20 protein-coding genes and 1 tRNA gene are annotated in these 22,816 nt (G+C 64.2%); 7 read left to right on the forward strand and 14 right to left on the reverse strand.

What is annotated here, in order from left to right; translation table 11 throughout:
• Together K414_RS0110865 and K414_RS0110870 are read right to left on the reverse strand one after the other, a co-directional pair.
• Positions 1–738 carry an energy-coupling factor transporter transmembrane protein EcfT gene (locus tag K414_RS0110865; protein ID WP_027495975.1) on the reverse strand — a complete coding sequence of 246 codons (738 nt, stop codon included), beginning with the start codon at positions 736–738 and terminating at the stop codon, positions 1–3.
• Complete coding sequence (locus K414_RS0110870) at positions 735–2,765, reverse strand: DUF2232 domain-containing protein (RefSeq protein ID WP_027495976.1); 2,031 nt, start codon at positions 2,763–2,765, stop codon at positions 735–737. Before K414_RS0110870 ends, K414_RS0110865 begins: the two co-directional genes overlap by 4 nt.
• Before the next feature lie 39 nt (positions 2,766–2,804).
• Here K414_RS0110870 and K414_RS0110875 point away from each other — a divergent pair, with 39 nt between their 5' ends.
• Positions 2,805–4,061, forward strand: coding sequence for an MFS transporter (locus K414_RS0110875; RefSeq protein ID WP_037219122.1), 1,257 nt, complete (start codon positions 2,805–2,807; stop codon positions 4,059–4,061).
• A gap of 29 nt (positions 4,062–4,090) precedes the next feature.
• Here K414_RS0110875 and K414_RS0110880 read toward each other — a convergent pair whose 3' ends face one another.
• Entirely contained in the window at positions 4,091–5,473 is a 1,383-nt protein-coding gene (locus K414_RS0110880; RefSeq protein WP_027495978.1) for a DEAD/DEAH box helicase, read from the reverse strand.
• Between the two features lie 223 nt (positions 5,474–5,696).
• Positions 5,697–7,052 carry an HNH endonuclease signature motif containing protein gene (locus K414_RS0110885; RefSeq protein ID WP_152530401.1) on the reverse strand — a complete coding sequence of 452 codons (1,356 nt, stop codon included), beginning with the start codon at positions 7,050–7,052 and terminating at the stop codon, positions 5,697–5,699.
• A gap of 152 nt (positions 7,053–7,204) precedes the next feature.
• Here K414_RS0110885 and K414_RS0110890 point away from each other — a divergent pair, with 152 nt between their 5' ends.
• On the forward strand, positions 7,205–7,387 hold the full coding sequence (locus K414_RS0110890; protein ID WP_152530402.1) for a hypothetical protein: 183 nt from the start codon (positions 7,205–7,207) through the stop codon (positions 7,385–7,387).
• Positions 7,388–7,529: 142 nt separating this feature from the next.
• On the opposite strand, the gene K414_RS0110895 is transcribed toward K414_RS0110890, so the two are convergent.
• From K414_RS0110895 to K414_RS0110920, 6 genes are all read right to left on the reverse strand, one after another.
• Positions 7,530–8,756 (reverse strand): hypothetical protein, encoded by a 1,227-nt coding sequence (locus tag K414_RS0110895; protein WP_027495981.1) that lies wholly within the window; start codon positions 8,754–8,756, stop codon positions 7,530–7,532.
• A 124-nt stretch (positions 8,757–8,880) separates the two neighbouring features.
• Positions 8,881–8,956, reverse strand: a tRNA-Arg gene (locus K414_RS0110900).
• Between the two features lie 115 nt (positions 8,957–9,071).
• Complete coding sequence (locus K414_RS26645; protein ID WP_161631794.1) at positions 9,072–9,698, reverse strand: isochorismatase family protein; 627 nt, start codon at positions 9,696–9,698, stop codon at positions 9,072–9,074.
• A 152-nt stretch (positions 9,699–9,850) separates the two neighbouring features.
• Positions 9,851–12,322 (reverse strand): FtsX-like permease family protein, encoded by a 2,472-nt coding sequence (locus K414_RS0110910; RefSeq protein WP_027495982.1) that lies wholly within the window; start codon positions 12,320–12,322, stop codon positions 9,851–9,853.
• A complete protein-coding gene (locus tag K414_RS0110915) occupies positions 12,319–13,023 on the reverse strand; it encodes an ABC transporter ATP-binding protein (protein WP_176456678.1) in 705 nt (234 codons plus the stop codon). The genes K414_RS0110910 and K414_RS0110915 overlap by 4 nt, the downstream gene beginning before the upstream one ends.
• A 74-nt stretch (positions 13,024–13,097) precedes the next feature.
• On the reverse strand, positions 13,098–14,330 hold the full coding sequence (locus K414_RS0110920) for a helix-turn-helix domain-containing protein (RefSeq protein WP_027495984.1): 1,233 nt from the start codon (positions 14,328–14,330) through the stop codon (positions 13,098–13,100).
• A gap of 334 nt (positions 14,331–14,664) precedes the next feature.
• Between K414_RS0110920 and K414_RS0110925 the strand changes: the two genes are divergently transcribed.
• Together K414_RS0110925 and K414_RS0110930 are read left to right on the forward strand one after the other, a co-directional pair.
• Entirely contained in the window at positions 14,665–15,570 is a 906-nt protein-coding gene (locus K414_RS0110925; protein ID WP_027495985.1) for an acyl-ACP desaturase, read from the forward strand.
• 103 nt (positions 15,571–15,673) lie between these two features.
• Entirely contained in the window at positions 15,674–16,534 is an 861-nt protein-coding gene (locus K414_RS0110930; RefSeq protein ID WP_027495986.1) for a universal stress protein, read from the forward strand.
• On the opposite strand, the gene K414_RS0110935 is transcribed toward K414_RS0110930, so the two are convergent.
• From K414_RS0110935 to K414_RS0110945, 3 genes are read right to left on the reverse strand one after another with little or no spacing between them, the layout of a single operon-like run.
• Complete coding sequence (locus tag K414_RS0110935) at positions 16,527–16,853, reverse strand: cupin domain-containing protein (protein ID WP_027495987.1); 327 nt, start codon at positions 16,851–16,853, stop codon at positions 16,527–16,529. The two genes, K414_RS0110930 and K414_RS0110935, sit on opposite strands and share 8 nt — an antisense overlap.
• 54 nt (positions 16,854–16,907) lie before the next feature.
• Positions 16,908–17,417 (reverse strand): dihydrofolate reductase, encoded by a 510-nt coding sequence (locus tag K414_RS0110940; protein ID WP_027495988.1) that lies wholly within the window; start codon positions 17,415–17,417, stop codon positions 16,908–16,910.
• Positions 17,414–18,214: a thymidylate synthase gene (locus tag K414_RS0110945; protein ID WP_027495989.1), complete on the reverse strand. Its 801-nt coding sequence runs from the start codon at positions 18,212–18,214 to the stop codon at positions 17,414–17,416. Before K414_RS0110945 ends, K414_RS0110940 begins: the two co-directional genes overlap by 4 nt.
• Before the next feature lie 29 nt (positions 18,215–18,243).
• Here K414_RS0110945 and K414_RS0110950 point away from each other — a divergent pair, with 29 nt between their 5' ends.
• Entirely contained in the window at positions 18,244–19,110 is an 867-nt protein-coding gene (locus tag K414_RS0110950; RefSeq protein WP_027495990.1) for a DNA-formamidopyrimidine glycosylase family protein, read from the forward strand.
• On the opposite strand, the gene K414_RS0110955 is transcribed toward K414_RS0110950, so the two are convergent.
• Complete coding sequence (locus K414_RS0110955) at positions 19,103–20,647, reverse strand: carboxylesterase/lipase family protein (protein ID WP_027495991.1); 1,545 nt, start codon at positions 20,645–20,647, stop codon at positions 19,103–19,105. The genes K414_RS0110950 and K414_RS0110955 overlap by 8 nt on opposite strands.
• 74 nt (positions 20,648–20,721) lie before the next feature.
• Between K414_RS0110955 and K414_RS0110960 the strand changes: the two genes are divergently transcribed.
• Both K414_RS0110960 and K414_RS0110965 read left to right on the forward strand, forming a co-directional pair.
• The gene (locus K414_RS0110960; RefSeq protein ID WP_027495992.1) at positions 20,722–21,282 is read left to right on the forward strand and encodes a hypothetical protein; all 561 of its coding nucleotides are present in this window, start codon (positions 20,722–20,724) and stop codon (positions 21,280–21,282) included.
• A gap of 125 nt (positions 21,283–21,407) precedes the next feature.
• On the forward strand, positions 21,408–22,799 hold the full coding sequence (locus tag K414_RS0110965) for an SLC13 family permease (RefSeq protein ID WP_027495993.1): 1,392 nt from the start codon (positions 21,408–21,410) through the stop codon (positions 22,797–22,799).
• Positions 22,800–22,816: the final 17 nt, after the last annotated feature.

Consider the following 22,816-nt stretch of genomic DNA (forward strand, 5'->3'; position numbering starts at 1 on the left):
TCACCGCAGCAGGAAGCTGATCGCGATCGCGGCCGCGCAGGCCAGCGTCACCACCACCAGAGTCGCCGCGTCCGAGGCCTTGAAACGTGCCTCGGTGGCGGTGATCATGCCGGTGCCCCCGCGTGCGGTGATGGCCTCACCCATCTCGTCCGCGCGCCTGATAGCCACCGACATCACCGTGGTCACGATGTCGACCAGTGAATTGTCCGACGCACTGTTGACCACCGGCTTCGGTCGCAGCCGCCGGGCGGCGTTGAGGGTGCGCATCTCCTCGATGAGCAGCGGAAGCGACCGCAGGCTGAGCGCCACGGCGATCGCCCACTCGTCCACCGGCAGCTTCAGCTTCTTGAGCGGTGCACCGAGTTTCGACACCGCCGGAGCGATGTCGCTCATCGACGTCGTCCACCCGATCATCATCGATGCGCCCAGCAGAACGAACACGAACAGCGTGGCACGGAAGTACAGCAGAACCGCTGCGCCACCGATGGGCAGATTGATCAGTGCTCCGACGCCGAACAGCGCCCAGATCCACCACGGCGGGCGCGGTAGTGCTGTGATCGGAATGTGGGCGATGACAGCCGCGACGATCAGCAGCGCGAACACGATGCCGAGGGCAGGCCACGTCGGAGCCACGACGAGGGTGATGCTGAGCAGCAACACCACGATGAGCTTGGTGCCCGCCCACAGTCGATGAATGGGTGAGAACCGCGGAACCTGGCGCAGTACGACGGTCGTCACGAATGCACGCTCCCATGAATCGAATCGGAGACGATATGGCCGTCGGCCATCGTGATGGTTCGACTGCAGACGGCGTCCATACCGTCCACGTCGTGCGAGATGACCACAATCGAGACGCCGCGCTCACGCAGGCCGGCGAGGACGCCGATGATGTCGTCGCGGCCGGGCGGGTCGAGTCCGGCCAGCGGCTCGTCGAGCACCAAGATGCGGGGTCGACGAGCGATCAGACCGGCCAGCACCACGCGTCGCATTTGCCCGCCGCTGAGCGAGTCGACGTTGCGTGCGGCCAGTGACCGGTCGAGGCCGACGGCATCCATCGCGGCCGACACTGTGGCAGAACCGGTTTCGGGCCCCGCGGCCGCGGCGATGTCCTCGGAGACGGTCCGCCGCTGCAACTGCAGGCGCGAATGCTGAAAGGCCAACCCGACGTCGCCGACTCGCGACGTCATCGCCTTGCCGTCCAGTTGCGCGACGCCGGTGGTGGGCCCGGTAAGCCCGGCCATGATCCACGCCAGAGTCGACTTGCCCGAACCGTTTCCGCCGAGAACGAGAACTCCCTCGCCTCGCTTGACGGTGATGTCGACGCCGTTCAACGCCGATTGTGCCCACGGGGTGCGTCTGTTGTAGACGTGCCGCACGTCGCGTAGTTCGAGCAGGCGCGGGCTCGAATTGTCGTGCAGCACAGCAGCGTTGCCGGTCCTGGTCTGCATCCATGCAGTGTCGTGCTCCACCTGCATGCCCTCGTGCAGGTGTACGACGCGATGAGCGGCAACAGTTTCCGAGACATGATGGGTCACGAGTACGACCGACATCCCGTGCCGACGGGGCAGTGCCGCGAGTAGCGAGACCAGATGCTCGCGGCCCGAGGCGTCGATCATGGCGGTTGCCTCGTCGGCGATCAGCAGAGCGGGGCGACGAGCCAGGGCAGCGGCGACGGCAAGTCGCTGCATCTCGCCGCCGGAAAGCGAGGCCGTGTCGCGAGCACCCATGCCGCTCAACCCCACCTCGTCGAGCAAGGCGTCGACGTCGGGGCGAGAGTCGCCGGGTGGCAGTCCCCATACGACGTCGTCGGCGACGCGGGTACCGAGGATCTGACTTTCGGGTCGCTGCAACACCACTGCGGTGCCGCCGTACCGGCCGAGTCCGGTGGAGCCGGGACGAGTCACCGAGCCCTCGGAGGGCTCACGGCCTGCGAGAATTCGCGTCAGCGTAGATTTGCCGGATCCGTTGTGGCCGACGATCGCGACGAATTCACCCTGTTCGATGTGCAGGTCGATGCCGCTCAACGCTGCCGATCTACTGCCGGGATATCGGTAGCCGACGGCGGTCAGGGTGACGGGCAGTGGCGCGATCTCGTCGTCGATGCCCGAGACGAACGGCTCCGGTGTGGGGATGGCCGAGAGGCGATCGAGGATGGCGGTGAGGATCAGCCACGCGAACAGAGTTCCGGTGACGATGCCGAATGCGATGGACCCGCCGACCCACCACCACCAGTTGTCGAGTACCGCTGTGCTGCTGCTGCGAATGACATCGGGGATGACCTGCGGGGCGGATACGCGCTCGAACAGTCGGGAGATGCCTTCGATGGTGTTGCGGAGCGTCTCGAGAAACAGCTGCCGTAGCGGGACGAGGATCAGCAGCAACAGCACCGCGAGGGCTCCGAGTGCCGGTCCGACGATTGCCGACGTGACGAGCACGCCGAACAGGCCTTGTTTCCGGCGCTTCGCCCGGCCGACCAGACCGCCCAGCAATGCCGCACTGGCCACGGTGAGCGCCGTCTGAGTGCCGGCCGCGACGAATCCTACGAGTATGCCCGCCACCGCTGAGGTGACCAATGCTCGCGTGCGATAGCGCAGGGCCACCACCGACATGGGAATAGCGGCGACTACCTGCAGAATCGCTGCCATCGGCACCAGCACGCCGATCACCGTCAGCGCGACGGTGAAGCTGCTCATCACCGCAGCGGTCGCCAATTCTTGCGGACCGAGGGGCCCGGACTCGGGACGGTGGGCAGCGCTGACGGTCACCGCTCCAGTGTGCCAGCTCGACTGAGGCACACTGTCTGCGTGACTTCCGAGATCGCGACCCGCAGGCGACTTCATCCGGCATGGATCGTCGCCGCGGTGGCCTTCCTCGCTCTCGTCGGTGCGGCGGGGTTCCGGGCCGCACCGAGTGTGTTGATGGTGCCGCTGCAGGAAGAGTTCGGTTGGCCGCGGTCGATGCTGTCGCTGGCGGTGGGCGTCAACCTGGTGCTGTTCGGTCTGACGGCACCGTTCGCCGCGGCGTTGATGGAGCGTTTCGGGATCCGAGCTGTGACGTCGACGGCGTTGGTCGTCGTGGCCGCGGGCAGCGCTCTGAGTGTGTTCGTGACCCAGGCATGGCAGTTGGTGTTGACGTGGGGCGTCATGATCGGGTTGGGCACGGGGTCGATGGCTCTGGTGTTCGCGGCGGTGGTGACGAATAGATGGTTCGTACAGCGTCGAGGGCTCGTCTCGGGCGTGTTGACCGCGGGCAGCGCGACGGGGCAGTTGATCTTTCTGCCGTTGATCGCTCAGCTGGTCGACCGATCCGGTTGGCGCGCAGCATCGTTCCTCATCGCCGGGGGCTCGCTGATCGTGGTGCCGTTCGTGTTGCGGTGGCTGCGCAACATGCCGACCGATGTCGGCGTGACTCCGTACGGCGCACCCGCCGACTACGTCCCGCCGGCGGCGGTGTCGACCGTGAACCCGGCGCGCGCAGCGGTACAGGCTCTACGCGACGCGAGCCGAGTACGAACCTTCTGGGCGTTGGTGCTCGGATTCGCGATCTGTGGCGCAACGACCAACGGGCTCATCGGAACTCACTTCATACCGTCGGCGCACGACCACGGAATGCACGAAACCACCGCAGCGGGTCTGCTGGCGGTGGTGGGAATCTTCGACATCGTCGGGACGATCGCATCGGGTTGGCTGACCGATCGAGTGAATCCGCGGTATCTGTTGGCAGCCTATTACGGCTTTCGCGGGATCTCGCTGTTGTTTCTGCCGTGGTTGCTGTCGGCGACCATCCAACCGTCGATCGTCATCTTCGTGGTGATCTACGGATTGGATTGGGTGGCAACGGTTCCACCCACGATCGCTCTGTGCCGAGAGGTGTTCGGCGACAAGGGTTCTCTGGTGTTCGGGTGGGTGTTCGCCTCACACCAGATCGGAGCGGGCATCGCGTCCGTCGTCGCAGGCATCGTGCGCGACGCCACCGGTGCGTACACGATGGCGTGGTTCGGCGCGGCCGGCTTGTGCGCGGTTGCTGCCGTGGTGAGCATCAGAACAGGAAAGCCCTCGTAGCGAGGGCTTTCCTGATTCCGAACTTCGGGTCAGCGGCTGCGCTGGCTCGTGGCCGGGCCTGCTGCGCGACGGCTGTGGCCGCCGCCACCGCTACGCGGCTGTCCACCACTGCGCGGCTGTCCACCACTGCGCGGCTGACCACCCGAGCGGGCCGGGCCGCCGCGTCGCGCGTTGTTGTTGCGCGGGGCTCCGGTGCGTGCCGGTGCCGGCTCTGCCTTCGGTGCAGGCTCGACGTAGCGGGCCTGCTCGCCGACGAGGTTCGCCACTGCAGGCGAGTCGGCGGTGACGCGGATCGGGGTGACCTTGATGTCGGCCTTGCGCAGCAGCACTGCGGTGTCCTTGCGCTGCTCGGGCAGAACCACGGTCACGACGTCACCTGCGCTGCCGGCGCGCGCGGTGCGGCCGGAGCGGTGCAGGTACGCCTTGTGCTCGGCTGGGGGATCGACGTGGACGACCAGCTGAACGTCGTCGACGTGCACGCCGCGGGCCGCGACGTCGGTGGCGACGAGCACGCGGGCCTGGCCGGAGGAGAAGGCCGCGAGGTTGCGGTCACGTGCGGCCTGCGAGAGGTTGCCGTGCAGGTCGACGGACGGGATTCCGGCGTCGGTGAGCTGCTTGGCGAGCTTGCGGGCCTGGTGCTTGGTGCGCATGAACAGGATGCGACGTCCGGTGCCGGAGGCGAGCTGGTGGACCAGCTTCTTCTTGGCTTCGACGCCGTCTACCTCGAAGACGCTGTGTGTCATGGCCTCGACGTGTGAGGTCGCCTCGTCGACGGAGTGCGTGATCTGGTTGTGCAGGAAGCGCTTGACCAGTTTGTCGACACCGTTGTCCAGGGTCGCCGAGAACAGCATCCGCTGACCCTTGTCGGGGGTAGCGGCGAGGATCCGGGTGACGACGGGCAGGAACCCGAGGTCGGCCATGTGATCTGCCTCGTCGAGGACGGTGATCTGTACGCCGTCGAGCGTCAGGTGGCGCTGCTTCATGAGGTCTTCGAGGCGTCCGGGGCAGGCGACGACGATGTCGACACCCGACTTGAGTGCGGACACCTGGCGAACCTGCGAGACACCGCCGAAGATCGTCGTGACCTTCAACGAGTATGCGGCGGCGAGGGGTTCGATCGCGACGGCGATCTGGGTGGCGAGCTCACGCGTCGGCGCAAGGATCAGTCCGCGCGGGCGGCCGGGCTTGCGGTTGCCGGGGAGTTGGCCGGCGAGGCGCGCGACCATGGGGATGGAAAATGCGAGTGTCTTTCCGCTGCCGGTCTTTCCGCGTCCGAGTACGTCGCGTCCCTGCAGTGTGTCGGGGAGCGTGTCGGCCTGGATGGGGAAGGCCTCGGTCTTGCCCTGGCTCGCGAGTACGTCTGCGATGGCCTGGGGTACTCCGAGTGCAGCAAAAGTCTGTGGGGTCGTCATTGTGATGAAAAGTGCCTTTCGGGCAGGGTGTTGCACCTGCGGGCCTTCGGGCCGAGATGCAAGGTGGCGAGACTGCCGGTGGGCAGTTTCGATCGCCGTAAGAGAAGCCTGTGCGGGGTGCACATGGTGATTCGGGAGCATTCCACGACGTCTGACGTGCAGTTACGCGCGTCGATACCGAGTGTAACCGAGTGCGGACCCGATCTCTTCCCGCGGTCGACGGTCACGCGGCGTCGGAGCCGAACAGTCCGTCGATGTAGACATTCTCCGCCGGCGAGCTGTAGAGCTCGACCACCGGCATCGGCGGCGCGCTCGAATCGTACGTGTGCCCGGTGGGTGAGATGAGCCTGTAGCGATGTCGCGCGTTCCGTTTGTCTCGTAGTGCTTCGGCCGTCCAGCCGTCGCCTTCTTTCGCGTAATTGCATGCGGCACACAGGCCTGCGCCGTTTTCGGCGCTGGTCGCTCCGCCCGCCGTGTGCGCGATGATGTGGTCGTGGTGCCGGATGGGCGCGTCGCACCACGGGGTGCGGCACGTACGATCGCGGAGATCGATGAGGCGTCCCAATGCAGTGGGAAATGCGCGGGATGTGGATTCGACTGCTGTCAGTGCGCCGGTTTTCGGGTGGGCATAGAGGCGACGTAATGCGACGCGCGTCTCATTGCCCTGCGCATCGTCGAGTGCGTCGCGCACGAGTTGGCGTGCGACGTCCGACGGGATGTCGCCGTAGCCGTGCAGATATGCGGACGTGTCGCCACCGGCGAGCAGGGTCGAATCCGAGATGACGATGTCGACGGTGACCGGTGGACCTTGAGCGGCCGATGCGCCGGTGACTCGCTCGAACACTAGGTCGGCCATGATCTGGTCGCGGCTGCGTGTGTCGCCACCTGCGTTGATGACGGTGTCGGCGTCGCGCCGCAGGGTCGCCCACATGCAGACGGTCTTCTCCATCGAGGTGAGCGCGGTGAAGAATCCCATCGATTCGGGTGCGGGGCGCGTACTGACTCGGCGTGCGGCGTATGCCTTTGCGCGTCGCTTGACCTGGGAGGCCGCGTCCAGTTCGTTGGCCAGTGCGCGGGCGCGACCCTCGATGGTGCGATCTCCTGCACCGGCGAGGGTGGCGGGGTCTGCGCACAGGCGTTCATCGATGGTTCGGCGATCGTCGACGGTGAGACACGCGGTTTCGCGGGCGAGAATCATGACGCGCCACTCGTTGAGTTCGCCGGCTTTCAGGCGGGCCAGGGTGTGTGGCATTTCGTGAACGAGCGCACGAGCAAGCCCGAGATGAGTGCCGCCGCGGTTGGGTGACTCTCGTCGAGCCAGGCCGATCTGCGACGCAATTCCTGTGCGCCACTGCGCTTTCGGTTTGCCACGTTCACGACGTTCGGTGCTGATCACGGTTGCAACGGCATCGGTCACCACGGCTTGGGTTGCCACGCTGACGCACTTGATCGTTTCTAGAGCAGAGATGAGATCGATGCCCGCTGCTGCGTCGACAACGATGTCGGACGCCTGAAGACGCGCAACGAACCTCAACACCTCAGCGGATGTGAGCGGTGATTGCTGTACAGCTGTGACCACGAGTTCCTCCCCAGTACTCGAATGCATGTTCGATAATACGCAGCTTTTCGGGAGTCCGCAAGGGTCCATCTTGAGTCAACGGATCTTCAATCAACCGCGTGGGGCGTAAGGCAGGAATGGACGTTAGCGCCTCAACTGCCAAGGGAAACAACATGACTGAGTTGACCGGAGGGTGCATAGCACCCGGCCACGAAATATGGACGGCGTTCGTCGAGGAGTCCGGCGAGGGACGCAGCAACGAGATTGACTTGCGCGTGCCACGCGCGAGCAGCGACACCGACATTCGTGCTGATGTGAAGCCATCTGTCTTGGCCGACTACATGCCGGGCCTGTGACCGTCACCATCGCCGGATGAGCATTCCGGCCGCCAAGTAAGTCATCGGGGCGCGCCTCGTAAGTCAAGCTGAGTGCGGACCCGCCTAGCTGGTGCTGATCTTCAATCGACGCTGGTGAAGGCCCTGTAAGAGGGTGAGGTCATCATTTGTCATTCTCCGCCTCATCGGGCTTGTCTGAGGATGTGCGGCTCATGAAGGAGCTCAACAGGGTTTGTTTCTTATCTGGCTCTTCGTCCGATAGTTTTCCGTTCAAATAGATGTTTTCTGCCATACCTCGTCGTATTTCCGCAGCATCGTCGGCGCTCAACTTTGAAATAAAAGCTTCGAGAGTTCGCAGCCTGATATCGGCACTCTTGCTATTTCGTGCCTGCCGGTGGTTCGTTGAACCTCGACTAAATAGGTAACCCGCGACTACCAGTGCTGCCACAGTCACACTGGCACGTGCAATAGTCGTAGAGACCGCGCTGCCGCCCGGCGTCGTGTCGTTCAAGAAGTGAATCAGCACGAGAACCAGAGGGACGCCGCCCGCGGCAACTCCGAGAATGTCGTAGAGCCATCCAGCGGCGGACTTCCTGCGTGCTTGCCGTCCAAAGTCAGTGGCGACTGCCTGCTCGGAAAGCCAGTTCGCCGATGATTTGCTGGACTCCTCCCATTCGCTCGCTTGTTTCGCGGATGTCTCAACCTCAGCTAGCTCAGTCTTTGCGTCCTGCAATATCTTGTCTAGCGCTGCGGCTCGCGCTTGCAAATCGCGGCGAATCGCTTTGTCGTACGCGTCCGCTCCTGATTGTTCAACAATGCTGATGGCATTCGTATACTCCGATTCACGTTCTTCAAGCGAACTCGTAAATTGAGCAATAACGGAGTCGAACTGGTCCCTTAGTGTTGCGGCGTCGGTTTTCAATGTCGAAAATGCACCGGACAGCTCTTGGTACAGCCTGTTGGTTTCGTCAAGCGCTTCGACAGCAACCTTCTCGTGCTCTTTGAAGGCTTTGCCTGCGGCGCGGGCGAGACCTGTCGCGGGGATCGCTGGCCATTGAGCGATTGCATCTAGTGCTGCATCGACTCCGTCTACTGCTGCCATACGAAGGTGGTCCTGGTGTGAATCCGGCGAATCCTTGAAGCTATTTACATAGTTGTTCACTTGGTTGACCAACACGCTGTCAAGTGTGGAGAACATCCTCGGGCTGTAGACATCCTTGTTGCCGTTCTCGCGATGCTCGAGAATCAGGCCGTGCAACTGTCGAATGCGATTTATGTACAGCATCTCGTCACTTCCATCAGCGGCCGGAAGGTCGTTCAAAATCTGACCAAGTTCTGCCGTTCGCACCCAAACCGCGTTGTCCTCGAACCGCGTCTCCCACTGACTCATGAGCGAACAGTACCGAGAGGTACCGACATGGCGACATCTGCCGCGCCGTGTACCGGGTTAGAAGCGGGGTGGCTGTGGGCGACCAGGTTGTCACTCAGTGTAAGCGCCCTGACCAGGCGGTCTGTGGTGCCCTCGGCAGGATTCGAACCTGCGACCTACCCTTTAGGAGAGGGTTGCTCTATCCCCTGAGCTACGAAGGCTGGTGATCGAACGAGTGCTCCAAAGTCCCTGGCCAGCAAGGTCTTTCGATCAATCGAACAATCGGGTCGCGGGTGGGTCGCTGTCGTACTGCACAGCGGGCCCACATCGCGGTCGTCAGTCTAGCGGTCCGCACCGCAGATCGTGAAGCAGGTTCGCGCTGCTGGTCACCACACCGGTCAGTGATGTGATCAGATTCAGGGCGGTGCGGTGCTGGTGGGCGGTGTAATCGGCGACCGATTCGATGCCGACGAAGCACTGAATGTCTCGGGCAAAAGCGTCGAACGTCGTCGCGAGAATTCCCGCCGAGGCGAAGACACCCACAATGACCAGCTGGTCACGGCCTCGTCGGCGTAGTTCGACCTCGAGATCGGACGCGTAGAACGCGCTGTAGCTGCGCTTCGCGATCGGAACGAAGTCCGATTCGGTGACCGCCACGTCCTCGGCAGACGGGCCCAACCCCCACATCGGCCCCAGCAGTCCACGCTGTTCGATCGCCTCAGCCGCCCGCGGACCGCTCGCCAGAATCGGCACTCCGGCAGACCTGGCGCACGCGAGCACCGCCGACGCTTCTGCGGCCACCCGCGCACGAACCGAGGAGTGCAGCACGTTCAGGTAGTACGGCTGCATGTCGTGGACCAGAAGTGCCGCGCGCTCGGGCCGCAACTCCCACTCGGGACCACCCACACAGTCGCGCAGAGTCTCGACCGCGTACTTCTCTACTTCGACGCTGAATGTGGCCACGTCGGTCATCCTCGTACAAACGCGCGCGCATTTGCCAGACGCGCGCAGAGTCGTCAGCCGCTGGCTGTCTATTTCGCTCGCACCTGACAAACGCGCGCGCGTTTGCGGATCCCTAGGCCCCAGCACCGCAGAACGAGCCCGATCCCCACCACTCAATCCGCGGCAATTGCATCCACGATGTTCAGGCGTGATGCGTGTACCGCAGGCGGAGCTGATCCCAACAGCGAGAGGCCCAACGCGACGAGTCCGTACAGCAGCACCGTCCAACTGGCGTTGTACTGCACTGGAATTCCGATGCTGGCACCGAGGATCAGCGTGCTCAGGTATTGCAGGCCGGCACCGATGATCAGCCCCAGGATGCCGCCGACAATCCCCACGGACAGTGCCTCCGCCAACACCATTCGTGCCAGGGTTCCTCGGCCGCCGCCCATGGCGCGCAGTACTCCGAGTTCACGTCGACGTTCGAGTACCGACAGCGTCAATGTGTTCAGCAATGCGACGGCAGCGACCAGTGCGACGATCCACTGCAGTGCGATGGCGAGCGCACCGGATTGGCGGATGGCCGCGCTGGTGCCCTCGAGTGCCGCGGCGCCCGTGTACACGAATGCTTCGGGCGGCAGAGTAGATCGCAGCGAATCCTGCACGGCAGCAACGTCTCCGTCGACGGTGATCTCGAGGTACGTCGCACCCGGGCGGTCGTAGAAGCGCTGCATCGACTCCAGCGAGATCGCCATCGTGCCGCCGGCGGCGTTGATGTAGTCCACGAGATCGAGCACGCGTACGTTCTGCACTCCGGTCGGCGTCGGCAGATCGATGGAGTCTCCCGCCGTCACTCCCAGCGTCGTACCGAGCGCCTTCGAGAGCACCACCCCGTCGCCCGCGAGCAATCCCGCGCGTACGTCTGCGGGGAGCGAGGCCAGCGTCACCGCGTTGCTTCCGTCGGCGACGCCTTGGATGGAGACCAGCTCGTCGTCGATGGTCGCGTAGGCCCACTGCCCTTCGACGACGCGGGAGACGCCGGGTGTCGCCCGCACGGCCTCGTCGACGGCGGCGGGAACGATCGGGCCCGACGGTATGGCGTCGGGTGAGCTCATCGATACGTACAGGTCCGTGTCGGCGAGCGACGACAGTGACTCGGCGGCGGAGTCGGTCATGTTCGTCAACGAACCGGACACTCCCACACTGACTCCCACGGCGATGACGATGGTCATCACCGTCGCCCAGATGCGCCGCGGAGCGCGTTCGATGGTCGCGGTGGCAAGGCGTCCGGCACCACCCCATCGGCGGGGCACAGCGCCGGTGGCCCAGACGATCGGCCCGGTTCCGCCGACGCACAGTGCGACGACGCCGAACATGAACAGGGCACCGGCACCGAGGGTCAATTGCCCGTCCACGTTGACGGCGAACACGAACGATCCGGCGATGGCGAGCAGACCGAACACCGTGGCGGCCAACGTGAACGACAGCTTCGGACCGCCGGTTGTTTCTCCGCCGCCGACCGCCAATGCTTCGATCGGCGAGATGCGATACACCTGAACGGCAGCCAGAGCGGACGCGCCGACGCAGGCCAGCACGCAGGCCACGATCGCGACGGGAATGGCGAAGCTCGGCAACACGTATTCGATTCGCGCATCGAATGCTTGCGACAGGAACGGCGGCAGGCTCTCGATGGCGATGCGGCCCATGATGATTCCGAGAGGTACCCCGACGGCACCGCCGACGAGACCCACCAGTACCGACTCGAACAACAGGTCGCGGACGATGTCCGCGCGCCGACCGCCGACCGCTCGGAGCAGGGAGATGGTGGGGCGACGCTTGGCGATGGCCATGTTCATGACGTTGAACACCAGGAACGCCGCGACGACGAACGCGATGAGGGAGACCATCAGCGTCGCATTGCGCGTCAGACTCATGGCCTGATCGGCTCTGTCGGCCCGGAATTCCGGATTCATCACCGAGACTCGGCCGGCCAACGCTGCGTCCAGGTCGGACCGTAGCGAATCCCCGCCACCGAGAACGAAGATGGAATCGAGCTGACCCGGACGGTCGGTCAACGCCTGCGCGGTGGGCAGCAACGTGACCGCGAACATGCCCCCACCGATGCGCTGCGTACCAGGGCCGTCGATCACGCCCACCACCGCAGTGGGTCGGTCGGCGATCGTGACCGTGTCACCCTGCGTCAATCCCGTTGCTGCTCCGACCAATACGCCCGACGGGTCGGACAGCAGACCCGCTGCGTTGCCCACGGCACCTTGCAGATCGGACTGCAGTGCCGTGATCGATGAATCGACACCCAGTACCGTCAGCTCGCCGACATCGGATCGCACGATGGTGCGGAGCAGGGGTACCGCCGCATCGACGCCCGCAACACCGCGTACGACGTCGAGTTCGTTCTGGTCGAATCCGGAATCGGTCACGCCGACCACTTCGTACTGCGCGTTGCCTGCGATCGACACCGCCAGACGTTCGACTGATCCGGTCAGCGATCCGTAGGTGCCGAGGACGGCGATGAGCAAACCCGCGGCGACGGCCACGACTCCCGCCGAGACCAGCGAACGCACCCAGTGCATTCGGAGGTCTCGGAGGCTGATGACGCGAAATCTGCTGAGCGCGGTACCGATCACCGAGGTGTACCAGCGGTGTCGGTGTCGACGCGGCCGTCGATCATGCTGACGACGCGATCGGTCGATCGAGCCGCCTCGAGATCGTGGGTTGCCATCACCACTGCCCGACGTCCCTCGCTGCCGTGGGCGACGTCGGCAAGAATCTCGAGGACGTTGTGGGAGGTCTTGGAATCGAGGTTGCCCGTCGGTTCGTCGGCTATCAGCAGCGCCGGGTCCATCATCAGGGCTCGGGCTATGGCGATACGTTGAATCTGGCCGCCCGACAGTTGCGCCGGGCGGTGTTCGGATCGCTGCGCCAACCCCACCATGTCCAACAGCCGCATTGCATCGGCTTTCGCCTTCTTGATGGGGGTGCCGTCGAGCAGCTTCGGAACGGCGACGTTCTCCCACGCCGACATGGTCGGCAGCAGGTTGAAGAACTGGAAGACGAAGCCCACCTGATGGCGTCGGAAATCGGACTGTGCGTTGTCGTCGAGGGTGGTGACCTCGACGTCGTTGAATCGAATGGACCCGGCCGTCGGAGTGTCCAGCGCGCCGAGCATGTGCAGCAGTGTCGACTTACCTGCTCCGGACGGCGCGACCAGCGACACGAATTGACCACCGTCGATCGTGAGATCGATGCCGTCCAACGCGCGGACCGGTTGTTCGCCGGTGGGGTACTCCTTGACCACGCCGGACAACTGGAGCTTCAACTTCGTCATGCATGATCCCCTGCTTCTCGAATACTTCCGACGCTACCTGCCGTCGGGTCGAGAAACCGGTCGGAGTTCTCAGATCACGCTGCGCCGCGCGAGGATTCGAGCCGCCTGGCCACCAGTGCCGCCTGCAGGTGGCGGATACCGGACGGACGAGTCGGGTCGAACCCGGTCAGTTGTGCGATTCGCTTGAGGCGATAGTCGACGGTGTTGGTGTGCAGATGGAGTTGCCGGGCGGAGCGCTGACGGTTGAGGTCGTGCGAAATGTGGATCTCGAGGGTCTCGAGCAATTCGGGTGACGAATCGAGTGGCTCGAGGATCTGGGTGAGGTGGCGTCGACCCGGTCCGGGACGAGTGAGCTGGTACTCGAGCACCAGGTCGTCCATCCGGTACAACCCGGACGGGCGGTGCAGCTGATGAGCCAGGGACAGCAGTTCGTGGACCTGGTCTGCTGCGGTGGGAATGTCGGCTGTCGCAGCCTGCTCGGCGGTGGCGGTGACGGGGACCTCTGCGGCGGTACCGATGCGGTGCACCAGCGCCTCGACCCACTCGTCGTCGTGGACGCCGGGGATCAGGACGGTTCCGCCCTCGGTGCTGAGCAGCGACAGGGGAGTGCGTCCGCACACGGTGGCCAGTTCGGCCTGCACGCGACGCAGCTTGCGTCGTGCAGCCACCGTCTTCTGGATGTTGGGGTCGTTCTCGTCGGGGTGCGGCGGTACCGACAGTGCGAGCACGAGGTAACTGTCGGCGAGTTCGATGCCCGACTGGCGGGCCATCGAGACGGCGTTGTGTCCGCTCAGCAACGAGGTGACCAGCGTGTGCGCGGCTGTGTGATGCTCGCTCGCCACTGCCTGAAGCTCTTCGACGTAGCTCTTGCTGGCCGCGATCGAGACCTTCTCCGACAGCAGCACGAACATGCGTGCAGCCTCGATCAACTGGGCGGCGTCGCCTTCTCCTGCCCGCTTGGACACCAGATTCCAACCGATCTGAATGCCCTCGTGGTAGACGCTGAGGACGGACTCGAGCGGGACACCCTCACGAGCCCATTGACTGGCCTTGGCACGCAGTTCGGCCAAGTCGGACTCGGCAGGTGCGCGCCGCTCGTCGAGCATCTGCACGGCGATGCTGATGCACTTGACTGTGAATTCGGTGACGTCTCCGTGGAGTTGTTCACCGGGAAGTGAACCGCAGGGAGTATTGGCGGCGAAGTGGCCTACCAGGAGGCGCGCCACTGCGCGAAAATCGCGAAGGGGAGCCGAAGCAGGCTGCCCTGCGACCATGATTCCGAGGCCAGTCGAGTTGTGAACGGTCACAGATCAACCCTTCGTGTTGGATTCTTCAGGTTTTGAGAGAGCTAACGTACTCACGCGTAGAAACGCGCTTCCTGTCGTGAATGTATGCAACTTCAGCCGAAATGGCAGGTTTTTCAAACTTTGAGTTTGTTTCCTGGCCTCTAACAGGATCGATCATAGGTTGTTATCTACGTGTGATCCATGGTTTCGGCAAAACTCGTTGTGATTTATCTCGAGCGGGCCACGAGGGGCCTTGCGACTTGCCCTAAACAATGCAGAAGGCGGTCCCATCGCCTGCGCTACGCGCCTACTTTGATCTCGGATCGGTCCGGACGAGCGGGGTGAGAGGACGAGTATGCGCAGCGACATCGGGCAGTTCACGGTTCTACGGGAACTGCAGCCGACGATCGACGACAACCTCGCGCGCCACCGCTCGACAGCTGTCTCCTGGCAGCCCACGGATTTCGTCCGGACCGAGATGTACTGGGGAACGCGTACGTCACCGCTGACGGAAGCCGCCAAGGCTGCACTGGTCACCGATCTCCTCACCGAGCAGAACATTCCGCTGTATCGGTGCGAGGTCGCGGCGTCGGGCACCGGCTCGTGGCCTGCCTGGCTCGCCGAGTGGAGCGCCGAGCGCACCCGGCATGCTGCAGCCGTCACCGACTATCTGGTCGCCACCCGCAGTGTCGATCCGACGGCACTCGGTCGAGCTCGCGCACAGTGCAAGACGGTGGGATTCGACTCCCCGATGAACGGCGCTCACCTCCTTCGCTCTCTGGCGCAGGTGACCCTCGACGAAACGATCAGTAGCGTCTGCCATACGAATACCGCGCACCAGTGCCACGATCCGGTTGCCGATCGCTTGCTCGGCCGGATAGTCGACGACCAGAAACTGCACGTCACCTTCTTTGCGAATCTGGTGTCGGCAGCGCTCGACGTCGCCCCCGCTCCGACCGTCACGGCAATCACCGAAGTAGTCATGAACGCGCAGTTGCCGGGTACCAACCTGCCCGGCTTCGGTCGGAGCGCCATGCTCATCGAGCGGGACGGGATCTTCGATCTTCGACGTCATCTCGACGAGGTGCTGCTGCCGACGCTCGCTCGGTGGCGCGTCTTCGAGCGGACCGACCTGGGCGTCGGTGTCCGCAGCCGCGACCAATTGGCCGACTACCTGGTCCATCTCGACACCCGGGCCGCGGCAGCCGAGGCGAACCGCACCCGAACTCCGGGGTACGCAGACGCGCTGCGCGCCAGCTGACGTGAGTGCATCACGCCTTCGGCGACCATTCATCGACTAGCCTGAACCCCTGTTCGTCATTCACCGAGCCACCGGGCTCGGGGCTACTACCGGAGGCCGACACGTGACAGGGCATCGACCGATCATCGTCGGCATCGACGGTTCCGCTGCGGCCGACAAGGCTGTGATCTGGGCGGCCCTGTGCGCTCGGCGACGGGATCGGCGATTGCACATCGTGACGGCCGTCGACATGCCGGGCGTTGTCGATCTGAGCGAATTCGCAGGCGAGGCAACGGAATTCGTCGCCACGGCTAAATCGCGTCTCGCAGCGGCCGAAACGCTGGCCGTGTCGGTCGTCGACGACCCGACGTTCGAGGTGACCTCGAGTGCCGTCGAGGGCGGCGTGATGGACGTACTCATCGGCGTGTCGGCCCAAGCCGAGCTCCTGGTGATCGGAGCGAGCGAAACGGGCGCTGTCACACTCTCTCTGGCCGCCCACAGCGTGTCACCCGTCGCCGTCGTACGCGGCCGGGACATCGACGGCCGTCCCGTCGCCGAGGGCCCGGTCGTCGTCGGCGTGGACGGATCCGACGTCAATCAGGCAGCGGTCGAGTGGGCGTTCGCCGAGGCCTCGGCACGTGATGCTCCGTTGATCGCGGTGCACGTGTGGTCCGACGTGGATCTGACACGCTCGTTCGGTCGCGCGCCTGCTGACTGGCAGGCCATCGCCGACACCGAGGAAGCGTTGCTGGCGGAAAGTCTCGCCGGGTGGCAAGAGCGGTTCCCGGAGGTCGACGTCCAACGCGTCGTCGCCCAGGATCGCCCCGTTCGAGTACTCAGCGGACTGTCCGAAACGGCAGCGGTGATCGTGGTCGGTAACCGGGGGCGCGGCGGATTCGGAGGAATGCTGCTCGGGTCGACGAGCTTCGCTCTGGTCAACACCGCAGATTGCCCGGTGTTGGTCGTCAGGAAAGCGGTCACATAGCGACGGTCAGCAAGAAGCTGACGTCTTCGAGAGCTTCGACGCTGTGCCGTGCGTCGGGGATGACGAGGAGATCGCCGGTGGAGCCCTTCCAGGTCTTCTCACCGCTGATCAGCTCCAACTTGCCGCTGAGGACGAGGACGGTCGACTCACCGCTGAGATCGTGTTCGGCCAGCTTGTTACCCGCGGCCAGCGCCACGACGGTCTGCCTCAATTTGCGACTGTGGCCGCCGTACACCGTCTGCGAACTGCGGCCACTCGACGCGCCGACTGCGAGCTTGAGTTGCTGACGGGCAAGTGCGGTGAGTGACTTCTTGTCCATAGCCGCCAGTATGACGCACCACCCGCAGCCGCGATGGGGGAATCATGAACGCGCTCAAACAGTTTGGGTAGGCTTCCCGTACTCCACATATCTGAACTGCCTACCGTCCACTCTGCTGGTGAGCCAGTCGCCCGTCTTCTTGATCCAATCGCCTTCCACCGATGGCGCATCCGTATCGCCCGGTACCTCGACATCGATCTCGGTCACATGCAGGGTTGTGGCGAATGGCATTGCCGATCGGTAGATTTCACCGCCGCCGATGATCCACACGGTCTCGTCCCCGACCAGGGCCAGGGCTTCGTCCACCCCGCCGCATGTCTCGGCACCCGGCACCTCCAGCGAGCGGTTGCGAGTGACCACAATATTGCGTCGGCCCGGAAGCGGTCGAAACCTTTCGGGCAGAGACTCCCAGGTTTTGCGTCCCATGATGACCGGGTGGTTCATCGTCACGGCTTTGAACCGGGCCATGTCCTCCGGTACTTCCCACGGAATCCTGCCGGCTTCGCCGATTTTGAGGTTGGAACTCTGCGCCCAGATCAGGCCGACTTCTCTCGATGCACTCACACCGCTACCGGGGCCTTGATTGCAGGGTGGTGCTGATAGTCGACGATCTCGACGTCGTCGAAGGTGTAGTCGAAGATCGAATCCCGTTGTGCCAGTTTCAGAGTCGGGTAGGGGTACGCCTCGCGGGAGAGCTGCTCGGCAACCTGGTCGCGGTGGTTGTCGTAGATGTGGCAGTCGCCGCCGGTCCACACGAACTCGCCGACGTCGAGGCCGGTCTGTGCGGCGACCATGTGGGTGAGCAGTGCGTAGCTCGCGATGTTGAAGGGGACGCCGAGGAACATGTCTGCGCTGCGTTGATACAGCTGGCACGAGAGCTTGCCGTCGGCGACATAGAACTGGAAGAACGCATGGCACGGAGGCAGGGCCATCTGCGGGATTTCACCGACGTTCCACGCCGAGACGATCATCCGGCGCGAATCCGGATCGGTCTTCAAGGTCTCGATGACCTGGCTGATCTGGTCGATGTGCTCGCCCGACGGGGTCGGCCACGAACGCCACTGCACTCCGTAGACGGGGCCGAGCTCGCCGTCCGGCGCTGCCCACTCGTCCCAGATGCTGACGCCGTGTTCCTGCAGCCACGTGACATTGGAGTCTCCGCGCAGAAACCACAGCAGTTCGTAGACGATCGACTTGAGATGGACCTTCTTGGTGGTGATCAACGGGAAGCCCGCGGCCAGATCGAAGCGCATCTGATGCCCGAACACGCTGGTCGTCCCGGTTCCCGTCCGGTCGGATTTGGCTGTACCGGTGTCGAGGATGCGGCGCAGCAGATCTTCGTACGGAGTCGGAACCATCACGACGGCCATCGTAGCTGCATACTGGACGCATGCCGGAATTACCCGAGGTGGAAGCCCTTGCCGGTTTCTTGCGCGAGCATGCCGTCGGTGCCGTGATCGGCCGCATCGACATCGCGGCACTCAGTGTTCTCAAGACATTCGATCCGCCGATCACCGATCTGCAGGGTCGCGACGTCACCGATGCCGCGCGCTTTGGAAAGCATCTGGCGCTGCAGGCGGGTGACCTGTGGCTGATCACCCACCTGTCGCGTGGGGGTTGGCTGCGATGGGTGGACAACCCCAGTGTTGCTCCGCCGAAACCGGGCAAGGGGCCGCTGGCGTTGCGGATCCACTTCTTCACTCCCGAGGGCGCGACGCCCGCCATCGACCTGACCGAAGCCGGTACCAAAAAGCGATTGGCGGTCTGGGTGGTCCGTGATCCTCAGCAGGTTGCGAGCATCGCCCGGCTCGGGCCGGACGCGATGACGGTCACCGAGCTCGAATTCGCCGAGATACTGGGCAGCACCACAGCGCGTCTGAAGACCTCGTTGGTGGACCAATCGTTGCTCGCCGGAATCGGCAACGCCTACTCGGACGAGATTCTGCACGTCGCCAAGCTCTCGCCGTTCGCGTCGTCGAGCAAGCTCGACGCGGAATCCGTCGCGGTTCTCTATGCCGCGATGCGCTCGGTCCTGTCCGACGCGGTGGACCGCTCGGCCGGGCAGGATGCGGCGCGTCTGAAGGGGGAGAAGCGATCCGGCATGCGGGTGCACGCCAGAACCGGGCTGCCGTGCCCGGTGTGCGGAGATCCGGTGCGCGAGGTCGCCTACGTGGACCGCTCTTTTCAGTACTGCGCGACGTGCCAGACGGCCGGCAAGATTCTTGCCGACCGCCGGATGTCGCGGTTGCTCAAGTAGCGGGTTCGAGCGTCTGGCTGGCGTAGCCGCGATAGCCTTCCCACGCTTTGCGGCGATCGCTGCGCGGATCTTTCTGCACCCGAGTGCGCGTGTCGAAGATCAGTGTCTTGCGCTCGGCTTCGTCGTAGGCCGGCCACGATTCCAACGGCTTTCCGTTGGTGGCGAACGCAATCCAGTGTGACTGCACGTGCTCGGTGACCTCCGCGAACGATTTTCGTCCCCCTGTCGCGGTCAGGGCCTTGCCGAACAACGTCTCGTTGATGCCGAAGACGGCGAACAACTCGAACCCGTGAGTGGCGTCGAGGCCCAGCAACTTCATCGACCGAGGGGCGAAGTCGAAGCGATAGAAGTACGTCGGTGCGTGACGCGAATGTCCTTCGGCCACTTCGAGAGACGGCTTCCAGAACGTGAAATCCCCGCCGAAGTCGATGGCGGCCCGCTCGCTCGGGTATCCACGGTATCCGCCGGTGACAACCGGTTCTGCCGCGGGATCGGTAAGGGAGAAGAGTTTGGAAATGCGTTCGGGGTTGGTGGGCAACGCGTCCAGAAACTTCGGAAACAGTGTTCCCTCACGGGCATTGGTGCCGATGATCAGCGGCACGTTGTGTGCGGTGCCGTTCGCGTACGCCTCGACCGGATCGACAGGAAGGAAATCACCGTCGATCACCGGGCCGAAGGGGAGCAGGCCGGGAGTGCGGTGCAGCGTGGTGAGTCCGAGCTTGGTGCCTGCTCGGCCGAGTGCCAGTACCTCGGCGTTCTCCAGGGTTTCCACCGCGGTCTCGGCGGTGCCTCCGAGGTACCCGACGTACTCGCTCGCCCACTGGTCCGCACGATGCTTGGCGGTCGTCATGCCCGGTGCCGAGCTTTCGGCAATTGCCTGGGCGAAAAGGCCTTTCGCGGCGGGCACTGTCATCAGGGTGGTGACGGCATTGCCGCCTGCGGACTCGCCGAAGACGGTGACGTTGTCGGGATCTCCGCCGAACTCGGCGATGTTGCGCTGTACCCACTCCAATGCCGCCACCTGGTCGCGTAGTCCCAGGTTGGAATCGAACGGCCGCTCGGGGGTCGAGAATCGCGACATGTCGAGGTAGCCCAAAGCGCCGAGTCGGTAGTTGACCGACACGTAGATGATGCCGTTGCCGTCCTGCAGCGAGCGCCGGACCAGCGAACCTCCGCCGTACAGCGGGGTGGCCGACGTGCCGAGGGTGTACGCACCGCCGTGGATGAACACCATGACCGGTCTGGGTGTCGTGCTCGGCGTGCTCGGTGCCAGGACGTTGAGTGTCAGGCAGTCCTCGCTCGACGGTTGGTACTTGCCGATTGCGAGCATCGTGCCCCGCTTGTGCTGAACGGATGCGTTGCCCCACTCGGTCGCGTCGCGCACGCCCTGCCACGGCTGGGTGGGTTGAGGTGCGCGAAACCGAAGCGGACCGACGGGAGGGGCGGCGTAGGGAATGCCCCGCCAGGTGGTGAGATTGCCGACCGGCTTTCCCTCGATCATGCCGTCCGTAGTGGTCACGCGTGTTTTCACAGCCATTTCGCGATACTACCGGGCGCTTCTTACCCGGTGGTAAGAACCGGCAGGGTCGGGTACCGGGCAGACTCGAAAGCATGCCTTTCGAGTATCGAGCCGAGATAGTGGAGCTGCTGCGAGCGCCCACGCACGCGTACTTCGGGAGATCCAAGGACGGCCCAGCCGAGGTGCCGACCGAATTGCCGGACAGCGTCGAGATCGTCGCCCACAAGGGCATCCGCGGCGATCGGTTCTTCGGGGTCAAGGCTCATACCGAGGCAGCGGTGAGCTTTCTGGCACTCGAAGCCTGGGACGCCGTCGGCGAGGTACTGGGCGTCGAAGTTCCCGACCCGGCCGTGGCCAGACGAAACGTTGTGGTCCGCGGGTTGGAACTCGACCCACTGCGCGGACTGGAATTCGAGCTCGATTCCGGTGACGGCTGGATTCGCTTCCGGGGCGGCCGACCTGCCCATCCGTGCGCGTGGATGGACCGCATGGTGGTCGACGGCGCTCGCAAGGCACTGATCGGTCGCGGTGGATTGCGGGTCGAGCCGCTCTCGGACGGAATCCTGCGAGTCGGGCCGCTGTCGGTGCGTTCCCCGGTCGAACTGGATGCCTCGCGAGCTGCGCTGTCGATTCGACGCGCGCAGCCCATCTGACGCGAAGCCGGGGGTCGCTCTTGCTCACGAAGTAAATCTGTGCCCATAATGTGAGCAATGGTGCGACGCATCACACCGGCCCGTCATGCATGGCGGCGGTCACTCTCTGGTGGAAAGACCTACCGATGTCCGATTTGTGGATCGTGATCAACACCGTCGTCGCTGTACTGGCGGTGGTGGTCTTCATCGTTCGTTTCCATTTCAACCCGGTGATCTCGCTGGTGCTCGGGGCTGCGTACCTGGGCCTGGCGACCAAGCTGGGAGTGTCGACCACTGTCGACACGATCACCGGCGGATTCGGCGAGATCATGGCCGAGGTCGGATTGCTCATCGCGTTCGGCGTCCTGATGGGTTCGGTGCTGCAGGAGATGAGCGCCATCCAGCGTCTAGTCGGCACTTTGCTGAGAGCCTTCGGCCCCAAGCGGCTCCCGTACGCGCTGTCGCTGACCATCGCGACTCTGTTGCAGTCCATCTTCCTCGACGTGTTGCTCGTGATCTCCGCACCGCTCGCCCGCAACCTCGCCCCCAAGATCGGCAAGTACGGCACGGCGAGGATGGCCACAGCGCTGGCCATCGCGCTCGAGTGCGGAATCGTGTTCATGGTCCCCGGTGTCGCAACGCTCGCGCTGGCCGGACTGCTCGGCGTGCCGCTGGGCAAGATGATGATCTACGGCCTGATCCTCATCGTTCCTGTCGTTGTGCTGTCGGTGGCCATCATGTCGTTCGTCTTCCGGCACGGTTGGTGGAACGAGGAGAAGGACGAGCAACAGATCATCGCGGTGTCGGAGCCGGTGGTCTCGGAGCCCGTCGAGTCCGACGACGAGCCCCTCGATGCCGGCGGCGGCGTGGCCCAGAAGGTGCGCACCGAGAAGCAGACCTCGCTGCTGGTGTTGCTCTCGCCGTTGCTGCTCGCGCTCGTCCTGATCGCGATCGGTGCCGTTCTCGAAGTCGCCGAGATCTCGGTTCCGGTGGTCGAATTCATCGCCAGCCCAGTCATCGCGTTGCTCCTCGGACTGGTCGGGACGTGCCTCATCGGCCGTTACCACGTCGGTCAGGCGCGGGTGGAGAAAGCTCTCGCTCGTGGTTTCGCCGAGAGCGGTCAGATCCTCATCCTCACCGGTGTCGGTGGATCGCTCGCAGCCGTCATCAACGAGGCGGGTCTCGGTGACATACTCGGCCAGTACTTCACGGCCAGTACCGCGGCACCACTGTTGATGGTGTGGGTCATTGCGGCCGCGTTGCACATCGCCGTCGGATCGGTGACGATCTCGGCCATCACCTCGGCCGGCATCCTCGCCCCGGTTGCTCCGCTGATCGGCCTCGATCCGGTGTTCATCGCGCTTGCCGCCGGTGCCGGTTCGTTGTTCGCCGTGCACGTCACCAGCAACACGTTCTGGCTGCTGCAGTCCTTGATGGGCCAGTCGACGAGGGGCACACTCAAGACGTGCTCGGTGGGTGTGTCGGTGGCATCGGTCATTGCCATTGCCTTGATCGTGCCGATGAGCTGGATCCTGTGACCTCTTCCGCGAATATC

It is taken from the genome of Rhodococcus sp. JG-3 (genome assembly GCF_000482405.1).
Taxonomy (GTDB): domain Bacteria; phylum Actinomycetota; class Actinomycetes; order Mycobacteriales; family Mycobacteriaceae; genus Rhodococcoides; species Rhodococcoides fascians.